This window comes from Enterococcus sp. 125944, from assembly GCF_051909435.1.
Taxonomy (GTDB): Bacteria; Bacillota; Bacilli; order Lactobacillales; family Enterococcaceae; genus Enterococcus_D; species Enterococcus_D gallinarum.
Window position 1 is genome coordinate 35,636 of the sequence record NZ_JBQASY010000015.1, and the last position, 16,038, is coordinate 51,673.

At 40.0% G+C, this 16,038-nt stretch carries 19 protein-coding genes and 1 other RNA gene; 4 read left to right on the forward strand and 16 right to left on the reverse strand.

From position 1 onward, the window contains the following. Nucleotides 1-3 precede the first annotated feature (3 nt). Both ACTFWY_RS12645 and ACTFWY_RS12650 read left to right on the forward strand, forming a co-directional pair. Nucleotides 4-744: a hypothetical protein gene (locus tag ACTFWY_RS12645; RefSeq protein ID WP_439927039.1), complete on the forward strand. Its 741-nt coding sequence runs from the start codon at nt 4-6 to the stop codon at nt 742-744. After that, complete coding sequence (locus ACTFWY_RS12650; protein WP_060815284.1) at nt 720-1,193, forward strand: hypothetical protein; 474 nt, start codon at nt 720-722, stop codon at nt 1,191-1,193. Before ACTFWY_RS12645 ends, ACTFWY_RS12650 begins: the two co-directional genes overlap by 25 nt. A gap of 98 nt (nt 1,194-1,291) precedes the next feature. Here the strand turns inward: ACTFWY_RS12650 and ACTFWY_RS12655 are convergent, their stop codons facing one another. The 3 genes from ACTFWY_RS12655 to ACTFWY_RS12665 are packed head-to-tail and all read right to left on the reverse strand — an operon-like array spanning nt 1,292 to nt 3,796. After that, complete coding sequence (locus tag ACTFWY_RS12655) at nt 1,292-2,752, reverse strand: sensor histidine kinase (RefSeq protein WP_060815285.1); 1,461 nt, start codon at nt 2,750-2,752, stop codon at nt 1,292-1,294. Further along, nucleotides 2,752-3,465 (reverse strand): response regulator transcription factor, encoded by a 714-nt coding sequence (locus ACTFWY_RS12660; RefSeq protein ID WP_003127824.1) that lies wholly within the window; start codon nt 3,463-3,465, stop codon nt 2,752-2,754. The genes ACTFWY_RS12655 and ACTFWY_RS12660 overlap by 1 nt, the downstream gene beginning before the upstream one ends. Next, nucleotides 3,446-3,796: an SdpI family protein gene (locus ACTFWY_RS12665; protein WP_003127822.1), complete on the reverse strand. Its 351-nt coding sequence runs from the start codon at nt 3,794-3,796 to the stop codon at nt 3,446-3,448. Before ACTFWY_RS12665 ends, ACTFWY_RS12660 begins: the two co-directional genes overlap by 20 nt. A 143-nt stretch (nt 3,797-3,939) precedes the next feature. On the opposite strand from ACTFWY_RS12665, the gene ACTFWY_RS12670 reads away from it, so the two are divergent. After that, nucleotides 3,940-4,710, forward strand: coding sequence for a Cof-type HAD-IIB family hydrolase (locus ACTFWY_RS12670; protein WP_003127820.1), 771 nt, complete (start codon nt 3,940-3,942; stop codon nt 4,708-4,710). 62 nt (nt 4,711-4,772) lie between these two features. Beyond that, nucleotides 4,773-5,136, forward strand: a transfer-messenger RNA (tmRNA) gene (gene ssrA, locus ACTFWY_RS12675). Nucleotides 5,137-5,434: 298 nt separating this feature from the next. On the opposite strand, the gene ACTFWY_RS12680 is transcribed toward ssrA, so the two are convergent. The 13 genes from ACTFWY_RS12680 to ACTFWY_RS12740 form a co-directional block, all read right to left on the reverse strand. Then, entirely contained in the window at nt 5,435-5,686 is a 252-nt protein-coding gene (locus ACTFWY_RS12680; RefSeq protein ID WP_005471992.1) for a hypothetical protein, read from the reverse strand. Nucleotides 5,687-6,777: 1,091 nt separating this feature from the next. Then, a complete protein-coding gene (locus tag ACTFWY_RS12685; RefSeq protein WP_003127755.1) occupies nt 6,778-7,221 on the reverse strand; it encodes a cupin domain-containing protein in 444 nt (147 codons plus the stop codon). A 12-nt stretch (nt 7,222-7,233) separates the two neighbouring features. Further along, on the reverse strand, nt 7,234-8,334 hold the full coding sequence (gene eutH / locus ACTFWY_RS12690; protein WP_021149532.1) for an ethanolamine utilization protein EutH: 1,101 nt from the start codon (nt 8,332-8,334) through the stop codon (nt 7,234-7,236). Between the two features lie 13 nt (nt 8,335-8,347). Next, entirely contained in the window at nt 8,348-8,611 is a 264-nt protein-coding gene (locus ACTFWY_RS12695; protein ID WP_002345851.1) for a EutN/CcmL family microcompartment protein, read from the reverse strand. Further along, entirely contained in the window at nt 8,602-9,222 is a 621-nt protein-coding gene (locus ACTFWY_RS12700; protein ID WP_439927034.1) for an ethanolamine utilization protein, read from the reverse strand. The genes ACTFWY_RS12695 and ACTFWY_RS12700 overlap by 10 nt, the downstream gene beginning before the upstream one ends. A 14-nt stretch (nt 9,223-9,236) precedes the next feature. Further along, a complete protein-coding gene (gene eutD / locus ACTFWY_RS12705) occupies nt 9,237-9,869 on the reverse strand; it encodes an ethanolamine utilization phosphate acetyltransferase EutD (protein ID WP_025478888.1) in 633 nt (210 codons plus the stop codon). A gap of 3 nt (nt 9,870-9,872) precedes the next feature. Beyond that, a complete protein-coding gene (locus tag ACTFWY_RS12710; RefSeq protein WP_002345854.1) occupies nt 9,873-10,436 on the reverse strand; it encodes a hypothetical protein in 564 nt (187 codons plus the stop codon). A 68-nt stretch (nt 10,437-10,504) separates the two neighbouring features. Further along, nucleotides 10,505-10,792, reverse strand: coding sequence for an ethanolamine utilization microcompartment protein EutM (eutM, locus tag ACTFWY_RS12715; protein ID WP_002345855.1), 288 nt, complete (start codon nt 10,790-10,792; stop codon nt 10,505-10,507). A gap of 153 nt (nt 10,793-10,945) precedes the next feature. After that, complete coding sequence (locus ACTFWY_RS12720; protein ID WP_081131279.1) at nt 10,946-12,418, reverse strand: acetaldehyde dehydrogenase (acetylating); 1,473 nt, start codon at nt 12,416-12,418, stop codon at nt 10,946-10,948. Continuing rightward, on the reverse strand, nt 12,409-13,062 hold the full coding sequence (locus ACTFWY_RS12725; protein ID WP_208775194.1) for a BMC domain-containing protein: 654 nt from the start codon (nt 13,060-13,062) through the stop codon (nt 12,409-12,411). Before ACTFWY_RS12725 ends, ACTFWY_RS12720 begins: the two co-directional genes overlap by 10 nt. A gap of 13 nt (nt 13,063-13,075) precedes the next feature. Then, nucleotides 13,076-13,729, reverse strand: a complete 654-nt coding sequence (eutL, locus tag ACTFWY_RS12730; protein ID WP_002345858.1) for an ethanolamine utilization microcompartment protein EutL — start codon at nt 13,727-13,729, stop codon at nt 13,076-13,078. A 12-nt stretch (nt 13,730-13,741) separates the two neighbouring features. Continuing rightward, nucleotides 13,742-14,644 carry an ethanolamine ammonia-lyase subunit EutC gene (gene eutC / locus ACTFWY_RS12735; RefSeq protein WP_077454595.1) on the reverse strand — a complete coding sequence of 301 codons (903 nt, stop codon included), beginning with the start codon at nt 14,642-14,644 and terminating at the stop codon, nt 13,742-13,744. Nucleotides 14,645-14,661: 17 nt separating this feature from the next. Beyond that, nucleotides 14,662-16,026: an ethanolamine ammonia-lyase subunit EutB gene (locus ACTFWY_RS12740; RefSeq protein ID WP_002345860.1), complete on the reverse strand. Its 1,365-nt coding sequence runs from the start codon at nt 16,024-16,026 to the stop codon at nt 14,662-14,664. Nucleotides 16,027-16,038 lie beyond the last annotated feature (12 nt).

Consider the following 16,038-nt stretch of genomic DNA (forward strand, 5'->3'; position numbering starts at 1 on the left):
TGAATGAAAACTTTTCGTTTTGCTGTAGCCAGCATTCATTATCATAAAAAAGCATTGATCCTCTATGGATTGTTGACCTTTTTTGCCGTGATTGGTTTAATCATTAGTGATACTCTGCTCCACTCATTGAACCAATTATTTACGCAAGCCAAAGATTATTTGATTGGCGAAGAAATGCCGGCAAAAATCGCACAAGAGATCCAACCGATTGCATCTATTTATCAGAATCTTTTTCTGTTGATTTTCATCAGTTTCCTATTGGTCTTCACAGGTTTCATTATTTTTTACCAACGAATGAAAAGAAAGGAATTTCAGGCATGGCTGATGAGCGGAGCTTCCTCGCGGCAATGGGTAGGAATGCAGCTCTTGGAAGTCCTCCTGCCACTGCTTGCAATCATCGTCCTCGTCTTTGCATTGCTGATTCTATTTCAGCCTTTCTTTCAACGAGAAATGATTACCAGTCATATCACAACTTTCGACAGAGAAGATGCCTCCTTGCAGATTTGGCAGTCGGTCAATAGCCACACAACAGCGGATTTCGGCATCACGATTCCTCAAACAAGCCAAGCATTCATTCAGAATGTTGAATTGAACAGCAATGAATGGTTGTCAATGATTCTAAAAAGTTTACGCCAAACCTTTGTCCTACTCGTTGGTTCAGTCTCAATCATTACGTTAGTCGTCGTCACCAGTCACTGTTTTTATTGGAGGAATCAGCAATGGAAAAACCAAAAAATCAACTAAACACCCCAGGTCTTTTCTATCTTGCAGCCAATGACCTTGCTGCGAAGGAGACGTTGGCTCACTTTCTGCAAACTAACCAAGCGGTTACCATCGAGCCAAAATGGCAGTATGTCCCCTTTCTATCATTGAAAGATAATCTTTCCTTAGCCAATAAAAAAGAAAAACCTTTGGAAGAGCTGTTAACTGCCGTTCATTTAGAACCGACTTTTTTGAAAAGATCCTTAGATGAACTCACTTCTTTAGAAGAAGTTAAAGTACAATTGTTACTGGCACTTTTATTGGAAAAACCGGTCATAGTTTTAGAGACTCTTTCAAAAAATTTACATACCGCCGACATCCAAGCCCTTCTGCCTTTATGCAGTCAACTAGCAAAACAATTTCAGCTATCGATCTATTTAATGAATGAAGATGAACGCTTGGCTCATACCCCCTATATCACAAAACAATGAGACTTTTCTATTTTATAGGTACACAAAAAGGAAACCATCGATGACGATGGTTTCCTTTTTGTCTATCACTGCAAAAAAGCATACTGTATGTTTCTAGCTTATTCTTCTATTTCGATATCGGGAAAAGTCACTTTGAAGGTCGTTCCTTGCCCCAATTCGCTATCGACTTCGATTTTACCTTTGTGGAGGCGAACCAACTGTTCCACTATCGATAACCCTAATCCCGATTCACCAAATTGTCGATTTTTTCGAGAAGGATCAACTTTATAGTAGCGATCCCAAATATTTTTGACTTGTTCTTCGGACATACCGATTCCTGTATCAGAAATCTCAATGATCGTTTCTAGATAGCCTTTTTCGATTCGCACGCGGATCTCACCATCTTGTGTGAATTGAATCGCATTTTGGAGTATGTTAACCATAATTTGAACAAACCGGTCATAGTCGGCATAGACGTCGATCGACTCCTCTGTTTCCAGAATCAAACGATCGTTTGCGACTTCTGCTTTGCTTTCCAATTGCGTCAACAAATTGGTCATTGTCTTGGTCGCATCAAACTTCTTAATGACCATAGAAATCTGATTGGTTCTGATTTTTTCATAATCCAGATTTTCATTCACTAAACGAATCAAACGATTGGTCTCATTTTTCATCAAGCGGATCGCATTGTCTCGCTGATTCTCTGGAATTGCATGGTATTCTAATCCTTCTAGCAACCCATTGATAGTGGTTAAAGGCGTACGCATTTCATGGGAAGCATCAGCCATAAATTGCCGTCGTCGTTCTTCCTGACGCTCAATTTCTTCATGCGACTCTTTCAATGACTGGGACATTTGGTTAAAGTCTTCTGCCAATTCATCAAATTCATCGCGATTATGAACAGGTAATGAGATGTCAAAATTCCCATTCGTAATTTCTTTGGTTGCCCGCTTCATCCGATTGATCCGCCGAACTTGGAAAGTCGCGAATAGATAACTGATCAATAGCGAAACAATGATCGAAATCAAGAAGACTTTGAATAAGTTCTGATTAAAAGCACTGACTAGATTCAAAATATTGCTGGCAGATTGTGAAACCACCATCACGCCATAAAAATCCGTCCGATTAACAGAAAAAGGAATCAACACATAGGAAGTCAACTCTCGTTCGCCGAATAAATTGGTATTCGAAGTCATTTGTAATCGACCACCATTTTGCAATGACTGCCAATCTGATTCTGAAATGCTAAAGTCGACCGCTCGTCCCGCCGTATCTAATGGATAGATTTGTTCTTTCGGACTTTTAAAAAAAGCAAAAGAAATATCTTGATTGCTCAGAATATTTTCAGCAAGATGTAGTGAATACTGCAAATATTCATCTCGCGTCATGTTCTGCTGAAAAAATTCTGAGTCACTGATCTGGGAAATTTTTGCTACGGAAGAGGCATACCCCATCAATTGCTCGTAATTGCGCTCTTGCAACGTCTGTCTGGTCATTTGGGTAAACGCTACTCCAATCGTCATCAAAATGACTAGAATCACAGCAAAAAACGCAATCAATTGTTGATAAAGATACCGCATTAGGCAGCACCTGCATCATCAAATTTGTAGCCAACTCCCCAAACAGTCTGAATCACTTGCGGTCCCACTTTTTCAATTTTTTGCCGCAACTTTTTGATATGCGCATCGACGGTACGCTCGTCACCAAAATATTGATAATCCCAAACCAACTCTAGTAATTGTTCCCGGGAAAAGACTTGTCGCGGTTTTTTCGCTAATGTATAAAGCAAATCAAATTCTTTGGGCGTCAGACCATCGATCAATTTGCCGTTCAAATAAGCCTCCCGAGTCTTGGTATTCATTTTAAAGTGATCGGTAACGATATCAAATGTCGTGTCTGAAGTCTCAGAACTTGCCTTCTCAGCAATTTCACTCCGTCGATGCAGGGCTTTGATACGAGCAATCAATGTTAATGGACTAAATGGTTTCGTCACATAATCATCCGCGCCCATTTCCAGCCCAATCACTTGATCACTTTCTGAATCACGGGCAGTCAGCATAATAATGGGCACTGTATTAGAAATCTTGCGAATCTCTCTGGCAACGATCATTCCATCCATGGTAGGCAAATTTAAATCCAGCGTGATCATATCCCATTTCTCTGGAGTTTCGGCAAAAGCTTCCAGTCCCTCTTTGCCATCATATTTGAAAGTCGCATCCCAACCTTCATTCAAAAAAAACATTTGCATCATTTCTGAAACAGATTCATTGTCTTCAATCATTAGAATATTCATTGTCTTCACCCCTATGTTGTTCATCAAATTGTTGCAGCTTTTCTTCGATCAAACCAAAAATCGGTACAATAAACCAAGGAATTGCAATCATTTCTAAGAGAAAGAAATTGGTCCATCCCTGCCACTTCAGTAGGATTCCTATCAATGTCATGACTCCCCCAAACAGCAGAAAATACCGCGTACAGATCTTTTGTGCATACTGCCAATTTCGTTCATTCTGTTTTGCTAAATAAGAACGATAGCCGTAGATAAAATTGATTTTCTTTGAAGGGAGAATCAAAAAAACAAAACCGATCAAAAAGAAAATCGCTCCAATCACTAAAAAAATCATATTCCCACTCCATTCTTTCTCTAGTATACTCGAAAACCTCCTATCTACCAACAACTTCACGGTTTCTTCATAAAGGTTTGCGTTTTTAGCAATCTTTGTTAAGATTGATTTTGTAACTGTCAATAAGAGTAGGAGAAAACTGTATGAATTATAAAGCTTTAGCATTTTTTGATTTAGATGGCACACTACTAGATGAACACTCACAGATCACCCCCGAAATTTCTGAGGCCATGCATCGCTTACGCCAAAATGATGTTTTACCAATCATTGCAACCGGCAGAACGGAAACAGAAGTTCTTGCTATTCGCGAAGCTGCTGGGATCACCTCAAATATTGTCATGAATGGGGCATTCATTCGTATCGATGGCAAAGAAGTGTTTTCAGACACATTAGATAAAAATCTCTGCGCACGGATGTTGGAAGCCGTGAGAGATCATGGCGACGAACTTTCATATTATAACGAGAATGGTTACTGGGCAACTGGACACAATGATGAGATGATCGAGGCTTACAATTATGTCCGCAGCCCCCTTCCAGAAATCGATCCATTCCGTTATGAAAAAGACCGGATCAATATGATGCTCGTATTAGGTATCGCCAATGAAACAGTCTATAAAGAACAGTTCCCTGAATTGACTTTCTACCGCAATACACCTTTTTCAATTGATGTCGTGAAAAGTGGCACCTCTAAAGGAACGGGAATTAAGACATTGGTGAACTTACTAAATCTCAAAGATGTGCCAACATTTGGCTTTGGTGACGGTAGCAATGACTTCGCTCTTTTAGAAGCTTGCGACTATAAAATTGCCATGGGTAATGGCTTGCCAGAACTAAAAGAGATTGCTGATTTTGTTACTCTTAAAAATACTGAAGGCGGCATCGTGCATGCCTTGAATCATTTTGAATTGATCTAAATCTTTGCATATAGCGCAAATTATGTTATACTAATGGTTGGTAGCGATACCCCTTTTATCAGGGGGATGTTACGGATTCGACAGGCATAGTTGAGCCTGAATTGCGCTTCGTAGGTTACGTCTACGTTAAAACGTTACAGTTAAATATAACTGCTAAAAACGAAAACTCTTACGCTTTAGCTGCCTAAAAACAGTTAGCGTAGATCCTCTCGGCATCGCCCATGTGCTCGAGTAAGGGTCCTATTCTAAGTGGGATACGTTTTAACTTTCCGTCTGCAAGTTAAAAAAGAGAACATCAGACTAGCAATACAGACTGCCTGTCACTCGGCAAGCTGTAAAGCGAATCCTTAAATGAGCTGACTATGAGCGTAGATTTTTAGGTAGCAATATGTTTGGACGCGGGTTCGACTCCCGCCATCTCCATAGACTAAAATCGAGAAGATTTTCGTAGTTTTTCCAAAGTGAGATGAACCTTGTTTCTATGAGGTTTATCTTGCTTCTTTTTTATTTTTAACCTGCCTTCTCTGAGATTATCAGTTAACAGTCAAGCCGACCAGCATCGCGACAGATGCATTCTTTTAGTCGCTTGTATAAGCAAAGAAGCCTCCTTACTCACAAAACAAGCAAGCGGGCTTCCCTTTGATCAAGCAAATTTATCCTTAGTGTGCTGGAAATTTATTTTAACTAAAATAAGAGAAAAAAACGAAAAGAAAACGTCTCTTCCTTACATATATTTTTCTACTTCGTCCAACTCTTTTTGTAATTCTTTCTCATCATACGTTTCGTATTTACCTGCTTCGTGTGCGATCTTCTTGATTTCATGAATCGCTTTTTTCTCAACAATCCACTTCTTCATACTATGTTTTTTAGCATCTGCTTCTAGAGAATCCAATTCTGCTAAATTAGAATCTAACTTGTCCAAAACTTCTCCGATTTTTAACAATGCTTTTGATTCTTTTTCTTCATAGTTTGCCATAGATAACACTCCTTATATATTTGATAAAACTATCTTACGATCATCCTTAAATATTTTCAAGTTAAATGATTCACTAAAGGTTAATAGTACAGATAGCGATAAAACAAACTTTTCAGAGCAAGCATTTGCTCTTACTCATCAGATTGTGAGGGAGTGATCGTATCTTTTATTAGGGGAACCCTTTTCTTATTACTATTTGCTTTTTTACTTAAAATTACTAACGGACTATTTTGGGCTCGATTTCTAACCGAGTTTTAACTGATAGAAATGATCGAAGATATGAGATCGAGCGTAAAGCAGGCAAGTTTTTCTCCATTTTATTTTTAACTATATCCCGCCGATTTTTAGTGATTTCACTATTATTTTAAGGCTGACATCCCTCGTTAAATAAAATTATTTGGCTTATTTAGTGATAATTTTTTAGATTTCCCTTAGTCCGCTATTGTGGCGAATAATTGGCTTTAGCTCAGAATGATACTTGCATCGCTATAAAGGAAGAGTAATCGTGAAACAAAATATTGCTCTTGTCATAAATGATTACGATGAAGCAATTGAATTTAGACTGAAAAGCTTGACCACACACTGATCGAAGATACGTATCAGCCTGAACAAAACAAACATTGAGTTGTACGATCACGCCAGAATTCACCATGGGAGAATCCTATCAAAACATGGTGGACGAAATTTCGTCCATTTAATACAAACTAGCTGATATCATGATAAAATACAAAAACGAAGAGTATTAGGTGTCTACAAAAAGTCTTCCCCAAGCCTTTTGTCCTAATACTCTTCTATGATTAATGCATGTTGCTCCTTTAAGATATTTGAAATAAACCATTTTTGCAACTATTTCGAACAATAGATACGAGTTGCTCATTCAATTGTTTTTTGTTTTGTCCAGTCTACTTACATAGAACTTCGTTTTTATCCTACAGATCGGCACGTATGCTTTGTAAAAAACATCTTTTCTTCCAAACGTATATTAATTAACTAAAGGGTCTTTTTAAAAAAAGGCATCCCTATAAATAAAAGGAACACCTGATGTAGCGTATCAACTTAAGAAAATATATAGTGTCTTATTTTCAACAAATTTATTGATTCTGCCAATCTGCCGGGAAAGTGACATAAACAAAGCGGGCTTCTTCTGCGACTGAAAACTGTATTTTGCTATTTTTAGGAATTAAAATGAGCTCACCTGCACTGGCAGAGACTTTCCGTCCATCAATAATAATATCTAATTTGCCAGAAATAACATAGTCGATTTCGTCATAATCGAGCGTCCAGTCAAATGTTGTTTCTTTCATTACCATCAATCCACAACCTAGACGAGGACTCTCTTCGAGTGAGAACAAATCCTTTGTATAAACAATATCATTGGGGTTCCCCGTATCCAGACGATCTTCTTCAGAAACAGTGATCTCTGGTAGCTTGATCGATGCAACACCGCTAGGATCCACTTGTTTTGTTGGCATCAATTGTTCAGTTACGATTTGACGAACCAAAGTTTCGATCATTTTACGATTAAACTCTGTCATATTTTCACCTCATTATTTTGTTTCTATTTCTGGTTTCCCTAACATACGATTAGCCATAAAAATCGCTACAAAAATAGCAGTTATCCCACCGACTAATTTACCGATGATCATAGGAAAAATCATTTCTTTTGCTACCCCAGCCGTAAAGCCTAGGTGATCGCCTAAAACAAAAGATGCAGAAACAGCGAAAGCAATGTTGATGATTTTTCCTCTGTTATCCATATCTTTCAACATTTGGAACATTGGGATATTATTTGCTAATGTTGCCACCATACCGGCAGCAGCCACTTCATTCATCCCTAAAACTTTCCCTAATTTCATTAATGGTTTGTTAAACACTTTCGTAATCACAGCAACCAAACAAAATGCCCCAGCTAAAGTCAATGCGATGCTCCCTACGACTTCGATTCCTTCTGTAACAGGTGCAATGTCAGGAATGACTGTAATTCCCACAAGTAACTGAATCGCTCCGACAATCAAACCGATAATCGCAACGATGACAACACCTTGACCAAAAATCTGGAATCCTTTGATCATACCGTTTGGTGCCAACCATAATCCCACGATGATTAATGCAGCAACGATAATGATAGGTAGCAAGTTAGGAAGGATCATAGACATTGGCATTCCTGCGGTTAAACCACCGGCCAATAACCCGAAAGGAATGGTAATAATTCCACTTAACACCCCTGTGGCTAAAAACTGTTGATCTTCTTTTTGAATAATCCCCAACGCAACAGGAATGGTGAAAACAATTGTTGGTCCCATCATAGCCCCAAGGATTGCTCCAGCAAATAACCCTGCTTGAGGATCATTTGCTAATTGCTGTGCCAGAGCAAATCCCCCCATATCATTTGCTAGTAGTGTTGTCGCGAACATTGCCGGATCAGCACCCAGCAATTCATAGACGGGAACAACGATAGGACTTAAAAGATTCGCCAAGACCGGGGCTAACGTGATGATCCCCACCATTGATAACGCTAAAGACCCCATCGCCATGATACCTTCTTCAAATTGTTTTCCAAGTCCTAATTTATTACCGATGCATTTATCAATGCCTCCAATGATCATAAAAAGAACCATAATATACATAATAATTTCATTAATGCTCATAGATTCAACCTCCTTATTCTTCCTCTGCAGCATCGATGACGCCAACGATCATTGCGTCAATAGGTACTTCTGGATTTTCAGCAGAAATTCGAGCAGCATTGCCTTGACTGATCAATACTTTATCGCCAATTCCTGCGCCAGCATTATCCGCTGCAATAATAAAGCCTTGTTTTTGTTCTTCTTGATTCAAAATGTCTACCATCATAAATTTCCACCCGTTTAATTTCTCGTCTTTTCTTGTAGACCACAAACTGCCGGTAACTTTTCCTAAAAGCATGCTTTTTCCCCCTTTATAAGCAACTTTTGAGTGCGCGCATAATCTTGTGCTAATGGTGTCAATTGCGCATTCTTTATTGGAGGAATGCGGTATTCTAGCATTTTTTTCAATTGTTTTTCGGTGATGAAGGTCCGCTTAGGCAATGCCTTAGGCACTGATTTTTTCTGACAGGATTTCCAAAAATCAGCATAGTCTTGCGGGGAGCGATAGAATGTCAGACCAAACTGCTGACATTTGTCTCGATATTCTTGAATTGTCTTTTTCACTTGATATTTAAGCGGTGTTTCTTTCGGAATTGCTGGCAAAGTTTCTAAAACAAGAATCGGTTTTCCTTGTAACAAAAATGAAAGTATTCTTCGGGTCAATAGATCGTTTTCTTGCAGAAAAGCAATACTGGACATTTGAGAAATCGTTAGTTGTTTCACAATCATTCCAGCCGACTCTTGATCTTCACCGGTTTTCCACTGAACAGTGGGAAACTGGGTATATAATTCGGCAGGAATCTCTTTTTTCTCTTGCGAAAAAGCAAGAGCAAGGGTAGGCTTTGGGAGTTGCTGACAGATACGATCAGTAATTTGTTGAACCAGTTCTTCTATTTCAGAAACTTTCATTGTCCAACCTCCTCTTACTTAATGATGTAACCATGAACACCTTTTGATAAACCACAAGCGTTTGCTTCATCATAATCAATATGCATATACGTCGCGAAATGAGGACTGACACGTATCACTACATCATCAAAAATCAATGGTCGCGTGCCTAGTACTTTTACTTGGACGATTTGTCCGTTAGTCACATTGTTTGCTAGGGCATCTTCTGGTGTCATATGGATGTGTCGTTTTGCCACGATCAATCCGCGATCTAATGAAACAGTCGTTGCGCCATTCATCAATGTCACCCCTGGTGTTCCTTCAATCTTTCCACTTTCTCTAACTGGCGCGTTAATACCTAAAATTCGGGTATCTGTCATTGACACTTCGACTTGTGCTTCCTTACGTTCAGGACCTAAAATCACGACATTTTGGAACAGTCCTTTTGGTCCTGCAACAGTGATTCGTTCTTTACATACATATTGACCAGGTTGTGACAAATCTTTTACTTTCGTTAACTGATACCCTGATCCAAATAAATGATCGATTTCTCGACGAGACAAATGGACGTGACGTCCAGAAGCTTCTACTTCAAATGTGTGATTTTGTAGTTGAATTCGTTTGATAACTTCTTCAACAATTTCATTGATTGAATCCAATGTGTTCATCTCCTAGTTCAGTTTTACTACAGTCATTGTTTGGATCAACGCATCCGCCCATTCTTGGAAATACTGATAGCGCCTATCAGGCTTTTCTTCGAACAAGAATAGGATTTTGTTCAATTGAAGTTGGATTTCCTTTGAAGAATAATCCCATTGTCTTCGCTGACTGCTCTCTATCACTACTTGCTCTTGATCAATCGCTTGTTCAATCACCGAGAATTTTCCTTGAATGATATTCTCCAACCAAGCTTGTTGTTTCTCAAAGTACAGCCATAGTTCTGCAGGAAACGTGTCATCTCTCAACATAGGAAAATAAAGAAGATGCTTCAAGTGCTGGATTTCATATTCTATCTTTCGTGATAGTGACTTTGTTTTGATCGAGGAGGTCCGAATAGGACAACTATCGGCTCTTTTCTGAGTACTTGTCGTTACGCTAGTGATATGATGCTCGCGCAAATAACTTTTTGCAGCTGGTGTCAGCAAACTTCCTGAAGGAATAATGAGATCCATTCCCTCATATAACTCTTTACTAAGTACCTTTTTGCGAAGTTCATCTTCGGTAATGACTGTCATAACACCCCTCCTCACTTAATGTTTAGGACAGAAGCCATACTCACTTCTGTCCCAAACATTTAAGATGATCATTCAGTTACAGCATGTGGTAAAATAGCATCTACTTCCGTATGTGGACGAGGGATCACGTGAACAGATAACAATTCTCCTACTCGTTCAGCAGCGGCAGCGCCAGCATCTGTTGCTGCTTTGACAGCACCGACATCTCCACGAACCATGACAGTAACTAATCCGCCACCAACTTGTTCTTTCCCAATCAATGTGACGTTTGCCGCTTTAACCATTGCATCTGCTGCTTCTACCGCACCTACTAAACCACGAGTTTCGATCATTCCTAAAGCGTTTGTACTTGACATTATATTTTCCTCCTAAAATGTTTGTTTTTATTTTTAAAAATTCAAGACGATCCTCAAATGGATTTCAGTCTTAAACTTTAAATCCTAAAGTTATTTTGTTTGCAGTTTCTTTTGTAATTTCTTTTGTAGCTTCTTTGTGCTTGTTGAGATGGCTTATTTAAGCCGATCCATTACTTGAGCGATGATCGTATTGATCAACTCCTCTTTGTTATCCGTGATAGCTGTGTTTGGTGTGATCGTTGTCTGACTAAATTCTCGACGAATATCCTCTAGATCACGAACGCCATAAGCAACTCTACGTAAGTTGAATAAATTTTCAACACCAATATTGTCTGAAGTTGAACTTCCTCCAACAGCGCCGCAGCCGAGAGTCAGTGCTGGAACTAAATTCGTTGATGCGCCAATACCACCAAGTGTTCCAGATGTATTGACAAGCAATCGCGATACTGGCTTTTTGGCACCAAATGCTCGAATGACTTCCTTATTTTCAGTGTGGATGCCCATTGTGTGGCCTGCACCTTCACCTTTGAGGATCTCAATCGATAAAGTACAAGCAGCTTCCCAATTCTCCACTGTATAAAAAGCGATGATTGGTGCCAATTTTTCTCTTGAAAATGGATACTTCAATCCAACATGGGTTTCTTCAGCCACAATCAAGCGACGATCTTGCGGTATAGCCAGACCAACTAGGGATGCGATATGTTGAACCGAGCGACCGACGATTTGCGGATTCATTGTTCCATTTGGTCGTAAGATAAATTTAGCTAACTTATCCGCTTCGTCTGTACTCAAGAAATAAGCCCCTTGCTTGATCAATTCTTCTTTGACCGCTTCACGATTGACATTTTCTACAATAATGGATTGTTCAGAAGCACAAATGGTTCCATTATCAAATGTCTTAGAGTCCATGATTTGCTTAACTGCATGAGGAATATTAGCACTCCGTTCAATATAGGCTGGACCATTCCCAGGCCCCACTCCGATTGCGGGTGTTCCAGAGGAATACGCAGCTTTGACCATTGCATTGCCGCCAGTTGCCAAGATTAAGTTCGTATCGCTATTTTTCATCAATTCACTTGTTGCTTGCATTGTAGGTGTTTGAATGACCGAGACACAGCCTTCAGGGGCACCTGCCGCTGTTGCTGCTTGTTGAATGATCTCAACAGTGGCAACAATCGATTTTAGTGCATTGGGATGTGGTGAAAACACAATGCTATTTGCTGCTTTTAAGGAAATCAGCGCTTTATAAATGACTGTTGACGTAGGATTGGTCGAAGGAATAAGTCCAGCAATCACACCTACTGGAACAGCGATTTCTGTGACCTTTTTAGCCGCATCATCATGAATCACGCCCACAGTCGCTTTATCTTTCAGCTCGTCATAAACGACCTTTGAAGCAAAGGCATTTTTGATGATCTTGTCCTCATAAATACCAAAACCTGTTTCCTCATGGGCCATTTTTGCTAGTTTTTCTCGTTGGGCAAAGGTGGCCTCAGACACAGCTTTTACGATTGCGTCGATTTGTGTTTGTGAGAATGTTGCTAGCTCTTGCTGCGCTTCCTTGGCTTTTCTGATCAAATTTCTTGTTTCTTGGATGGAACGTAAATCTTTATCTACTAATTCCACTCGTCTTCACTTCTTTCTATTTCTGCCATAATTGCTTGGATCAACGATTCTTTATTTGCTAATTTGATTTCACTTTTCTTTAATGTGCTCAAATTCATTTTGTATGCTTGCTTGCGTAAATCCACTACTCGTTTACGTTGTAGTTCTTTTAATTGAGCGGCACTGACAACGGGTGCTTTGTCTGATGCTTTGGTTTCTAGCACTGATGGCACTGCGTCAGACTTATCTTTAGGCTCTGGCATCACTCTTGATTCTGATTCAGTGTTTGGCAGTGTCACTTTAGATTCTGTTTGTGTTTGTAGATCTGATATTGGGTCTGTTTGTGATTCTGTCTTTGGTTCTGTCTTTACTTCTGATTGCGATTCTTTTTTTGGCTCTAAATCAGACAAAATGATCTCTGTTTGGGCATCCACTCGAGAAATGACGTGGTGTGCTATCAAGCAATTCAGCTCCTTAGCTACTTCAACACCCACTTCTACTGCTGCATTGACGGCTGCCACATCACCAATAACTTCGACGGTTGTTAATCCACCATGAATAATTTCCGCTTTTAATAATGTGACATCAGCTGCTTTAACGGCTGCATCTGCCACACTGATGGCACCTAAGAAGCCCCGTACCTCGACCATACCTAATGCTTTCATCTGCTACACATCCTTAATAACCCAATGGATTATCGGCAATATTCTGTACTGCCTGTTCAAATGCACTACAAGCAGCTTTACAGGCAGATTGACTTCCTGTCAACAATGCCCCACCAAAATTTGTTTCAGAAGGTGGGCCATAAAAGACGCCCATTTGCACATCTGCAGCCTTCATGGCAGCATCTAAAGCAACCATCGCTTCTAATGGTGGTGCAATAAGGTAAGCAATTGCTTCGCCTTCTGGGATATTAGCTTGTTCAGAAAGAAAACTACCAGTTCTAGAAACAACGTGTGCAAAATATACGATACTATCGTCGTCATTGGCACTATAAAAGCTTGCCTCTTCTTCAATGACTTGGTTTATCACACTTAATCCACTATTGATTTCTGCTGGACTGGGTCCCGCAATGATGCCTATCACTTCACCGGCAAGCTTCGTTGATGCATTTCCGGCTCCAGCATACATACTTTTTCCGTAAACGACTTCGACATCCGCCGCTTTTGTTGCTTCATCCAGTGCAACGTATGTCACATCATCACAATCAGAAGTCACAATTCCTAGGGATCGATGTTCTGGCTTTAACGATAACTCTTTGGCCAAAGCTGGATCCACGTTGGGAATGACTTTCATGCTTAAAACGTTGGCACCTAAACGATCATTTTTCATGTCCTTCCTCCTTTACTCTGCTTCTTTCAAATCAATACCCGATTTTTTCTTATCGAGCATTTTTTTGATAACTTCAGCAATATAAGCGCCTGCTTCAACCGCTGGAGTACCACCACGATGAATGTTTGAGATCACTGTTCGTCGGGCTTCCGGCATACCGACAGTTGGCTTATATGCAATATACGCACTCATCGACTCTGCCGTTACCAATCCTGGACGTTCTCCTACTAATAGACAAACAACATCTGCATCTGTGATTTCACCAATTTTATCCATTGCTGGAACGCGACAATATTTTACAAAGAGAACTTGATCAAAATCTAATCCATACATTTTCAATCCTTGTTTGATGGCAGGCAAAACTTCTTTGACATTGGCCTCGATTGCAGCTGAACTCAAGCCATCGCCAACAACCATTTGCACTTTTGCTTTCGGTGTTGTATTTTTGCGAATGATCTCACAGTTTTCTTCATCGAATTGTCGTCCGTAGTCTGGTCGCGTAAGGTATTCATCTTTGCTCGTACAAATCGTTTTTGTAGCAATAAAGCCCATTTCTTTCACTAACTCTTCACTGACATCTGAAAAGACAGCATCTTGTGCTGCTGCATGATCCGCACGAAAACGCAGTGTAGAAGGTGTCAAGTAGCGGGTGCCTGTACGCCCAACCCCTAATCTCGCTGGTGTGTAAGCTTTCATTTTCAATAATCCTTCTGGATCTTTTGCTCCTTTTAGCAATAATTGTTTCCGTAAATCAACTTCTGTGATATCAGGTATCATCCCTGTTTCTATTTCAGCAGTTTCTGTCACTTGAGTTGCTGGTTTTTCTTCTGTAAGAACAGTTGCAGGCGCTACATGGTCGTCCACCATTTCGGACAAAATGCCAACGATCATTTCTTTTAATTCTTTTTCATTCATTCGTGTACTCACCTCGTTTATTTAATAAAAACAGATGCATCTCCAGCGCAACTGGTCAGCTTGCCATTCTCCATAAAGCCCATCTTTTCCATCCACTCTTCAAATTCCTTAATTGGTCGTAGCCCTAACGTCTCACGGATCGTAGCAGTTTCATGGAAGCCTGTTGTTTGATAATTCAACATGACATCATCGCCATGAGGGATCCCCATAATATAGGTACATCCTGCTGTTGCCAGCAACATAGCCAGATTTTCCATGTCATTTTGATCCGCTTTCATGTGGTTGGTGTAACATACATCACATCCCATTGATATTCCAGTCAATTTCCCCATAAAGTGATCTTCTAACCCAGCGCGAATTACTTGTTTTGAATCATATAAATATTCAGGTCCGATGAAACCAACTACTGTATTAACGATGTAAGGGTCAAATTTTTTCGCTAGTCCATAACAACGTGCTTCCATCGTTACTTGATCAGCACCAAAGTTGGCTTCAGAAGAAAGTTCAGAACCTTGTCCGGTTTCAAAATACATTACATTCGGTCCAGCCGCTTGCCCACTGTGTAATGCCAAATCTTGTGCTTCTTCCAAGATAGCGGCATTTAAGCCAAATGCGGTATTTCCTTTTTCAGAACCAGCAATGGACTGGAAGACTAGCCCTGTAGGTGCCCCTTGCCGAATGGCTTCCATTTGTGTGGTCACATGAGCTAAAACACAGGTTTGTGTTGGGATTTCCCATTCACTCCGAAATTCTTCAAATTTATTTAGAATTCGTTTGACACTTTCTGTGGAATCATCTACTGGATTCAAGCCAATCAAAGCATCACCTGCTCCATAAGAAAGTCCTTCCATGACAGAAGCCATAATGCCATCTACATTATCTGTTGGATGATTCGGCTGTAACCGATTGGAGAATGTTCCCGGGCGGCCAATGGTCGTGTTCGCAGTTTTTTCGATGTGAATTTTTTTGGCACCGACGATTAAATCCATATTCGACATTAGCTTACATACAGCAGCAACCATTTCTGAAGTCAAGCCGCGAGAAATACGTTTGATATCGAAATCAGTCGTTTCTGAAGACAAGATAAACTCCCTTAGTTCAGCTACTGTCCAATGTTTGATACTCTCAAAAATTCGCATATTGACTTGATCGATAATAATCCGTGTCACTTCATCTTCGTCATAATCGACAACAGGATGATTGAACAAATCATTTAATGTCAGCTCAGCTAGAACAACTTTTGCCGCCACCCGCTCTTCTGCAGAATTTGCTGCAACGCCAGCTAGTTTGTCACCTGACTTTTCTTCATTTGCTTTGGCTAATACTTCTTTCACTGACGTAAATTGGTATACGTTGCCAAATAATTTGGTTTTTAAAATCATATCCGTGTCGCT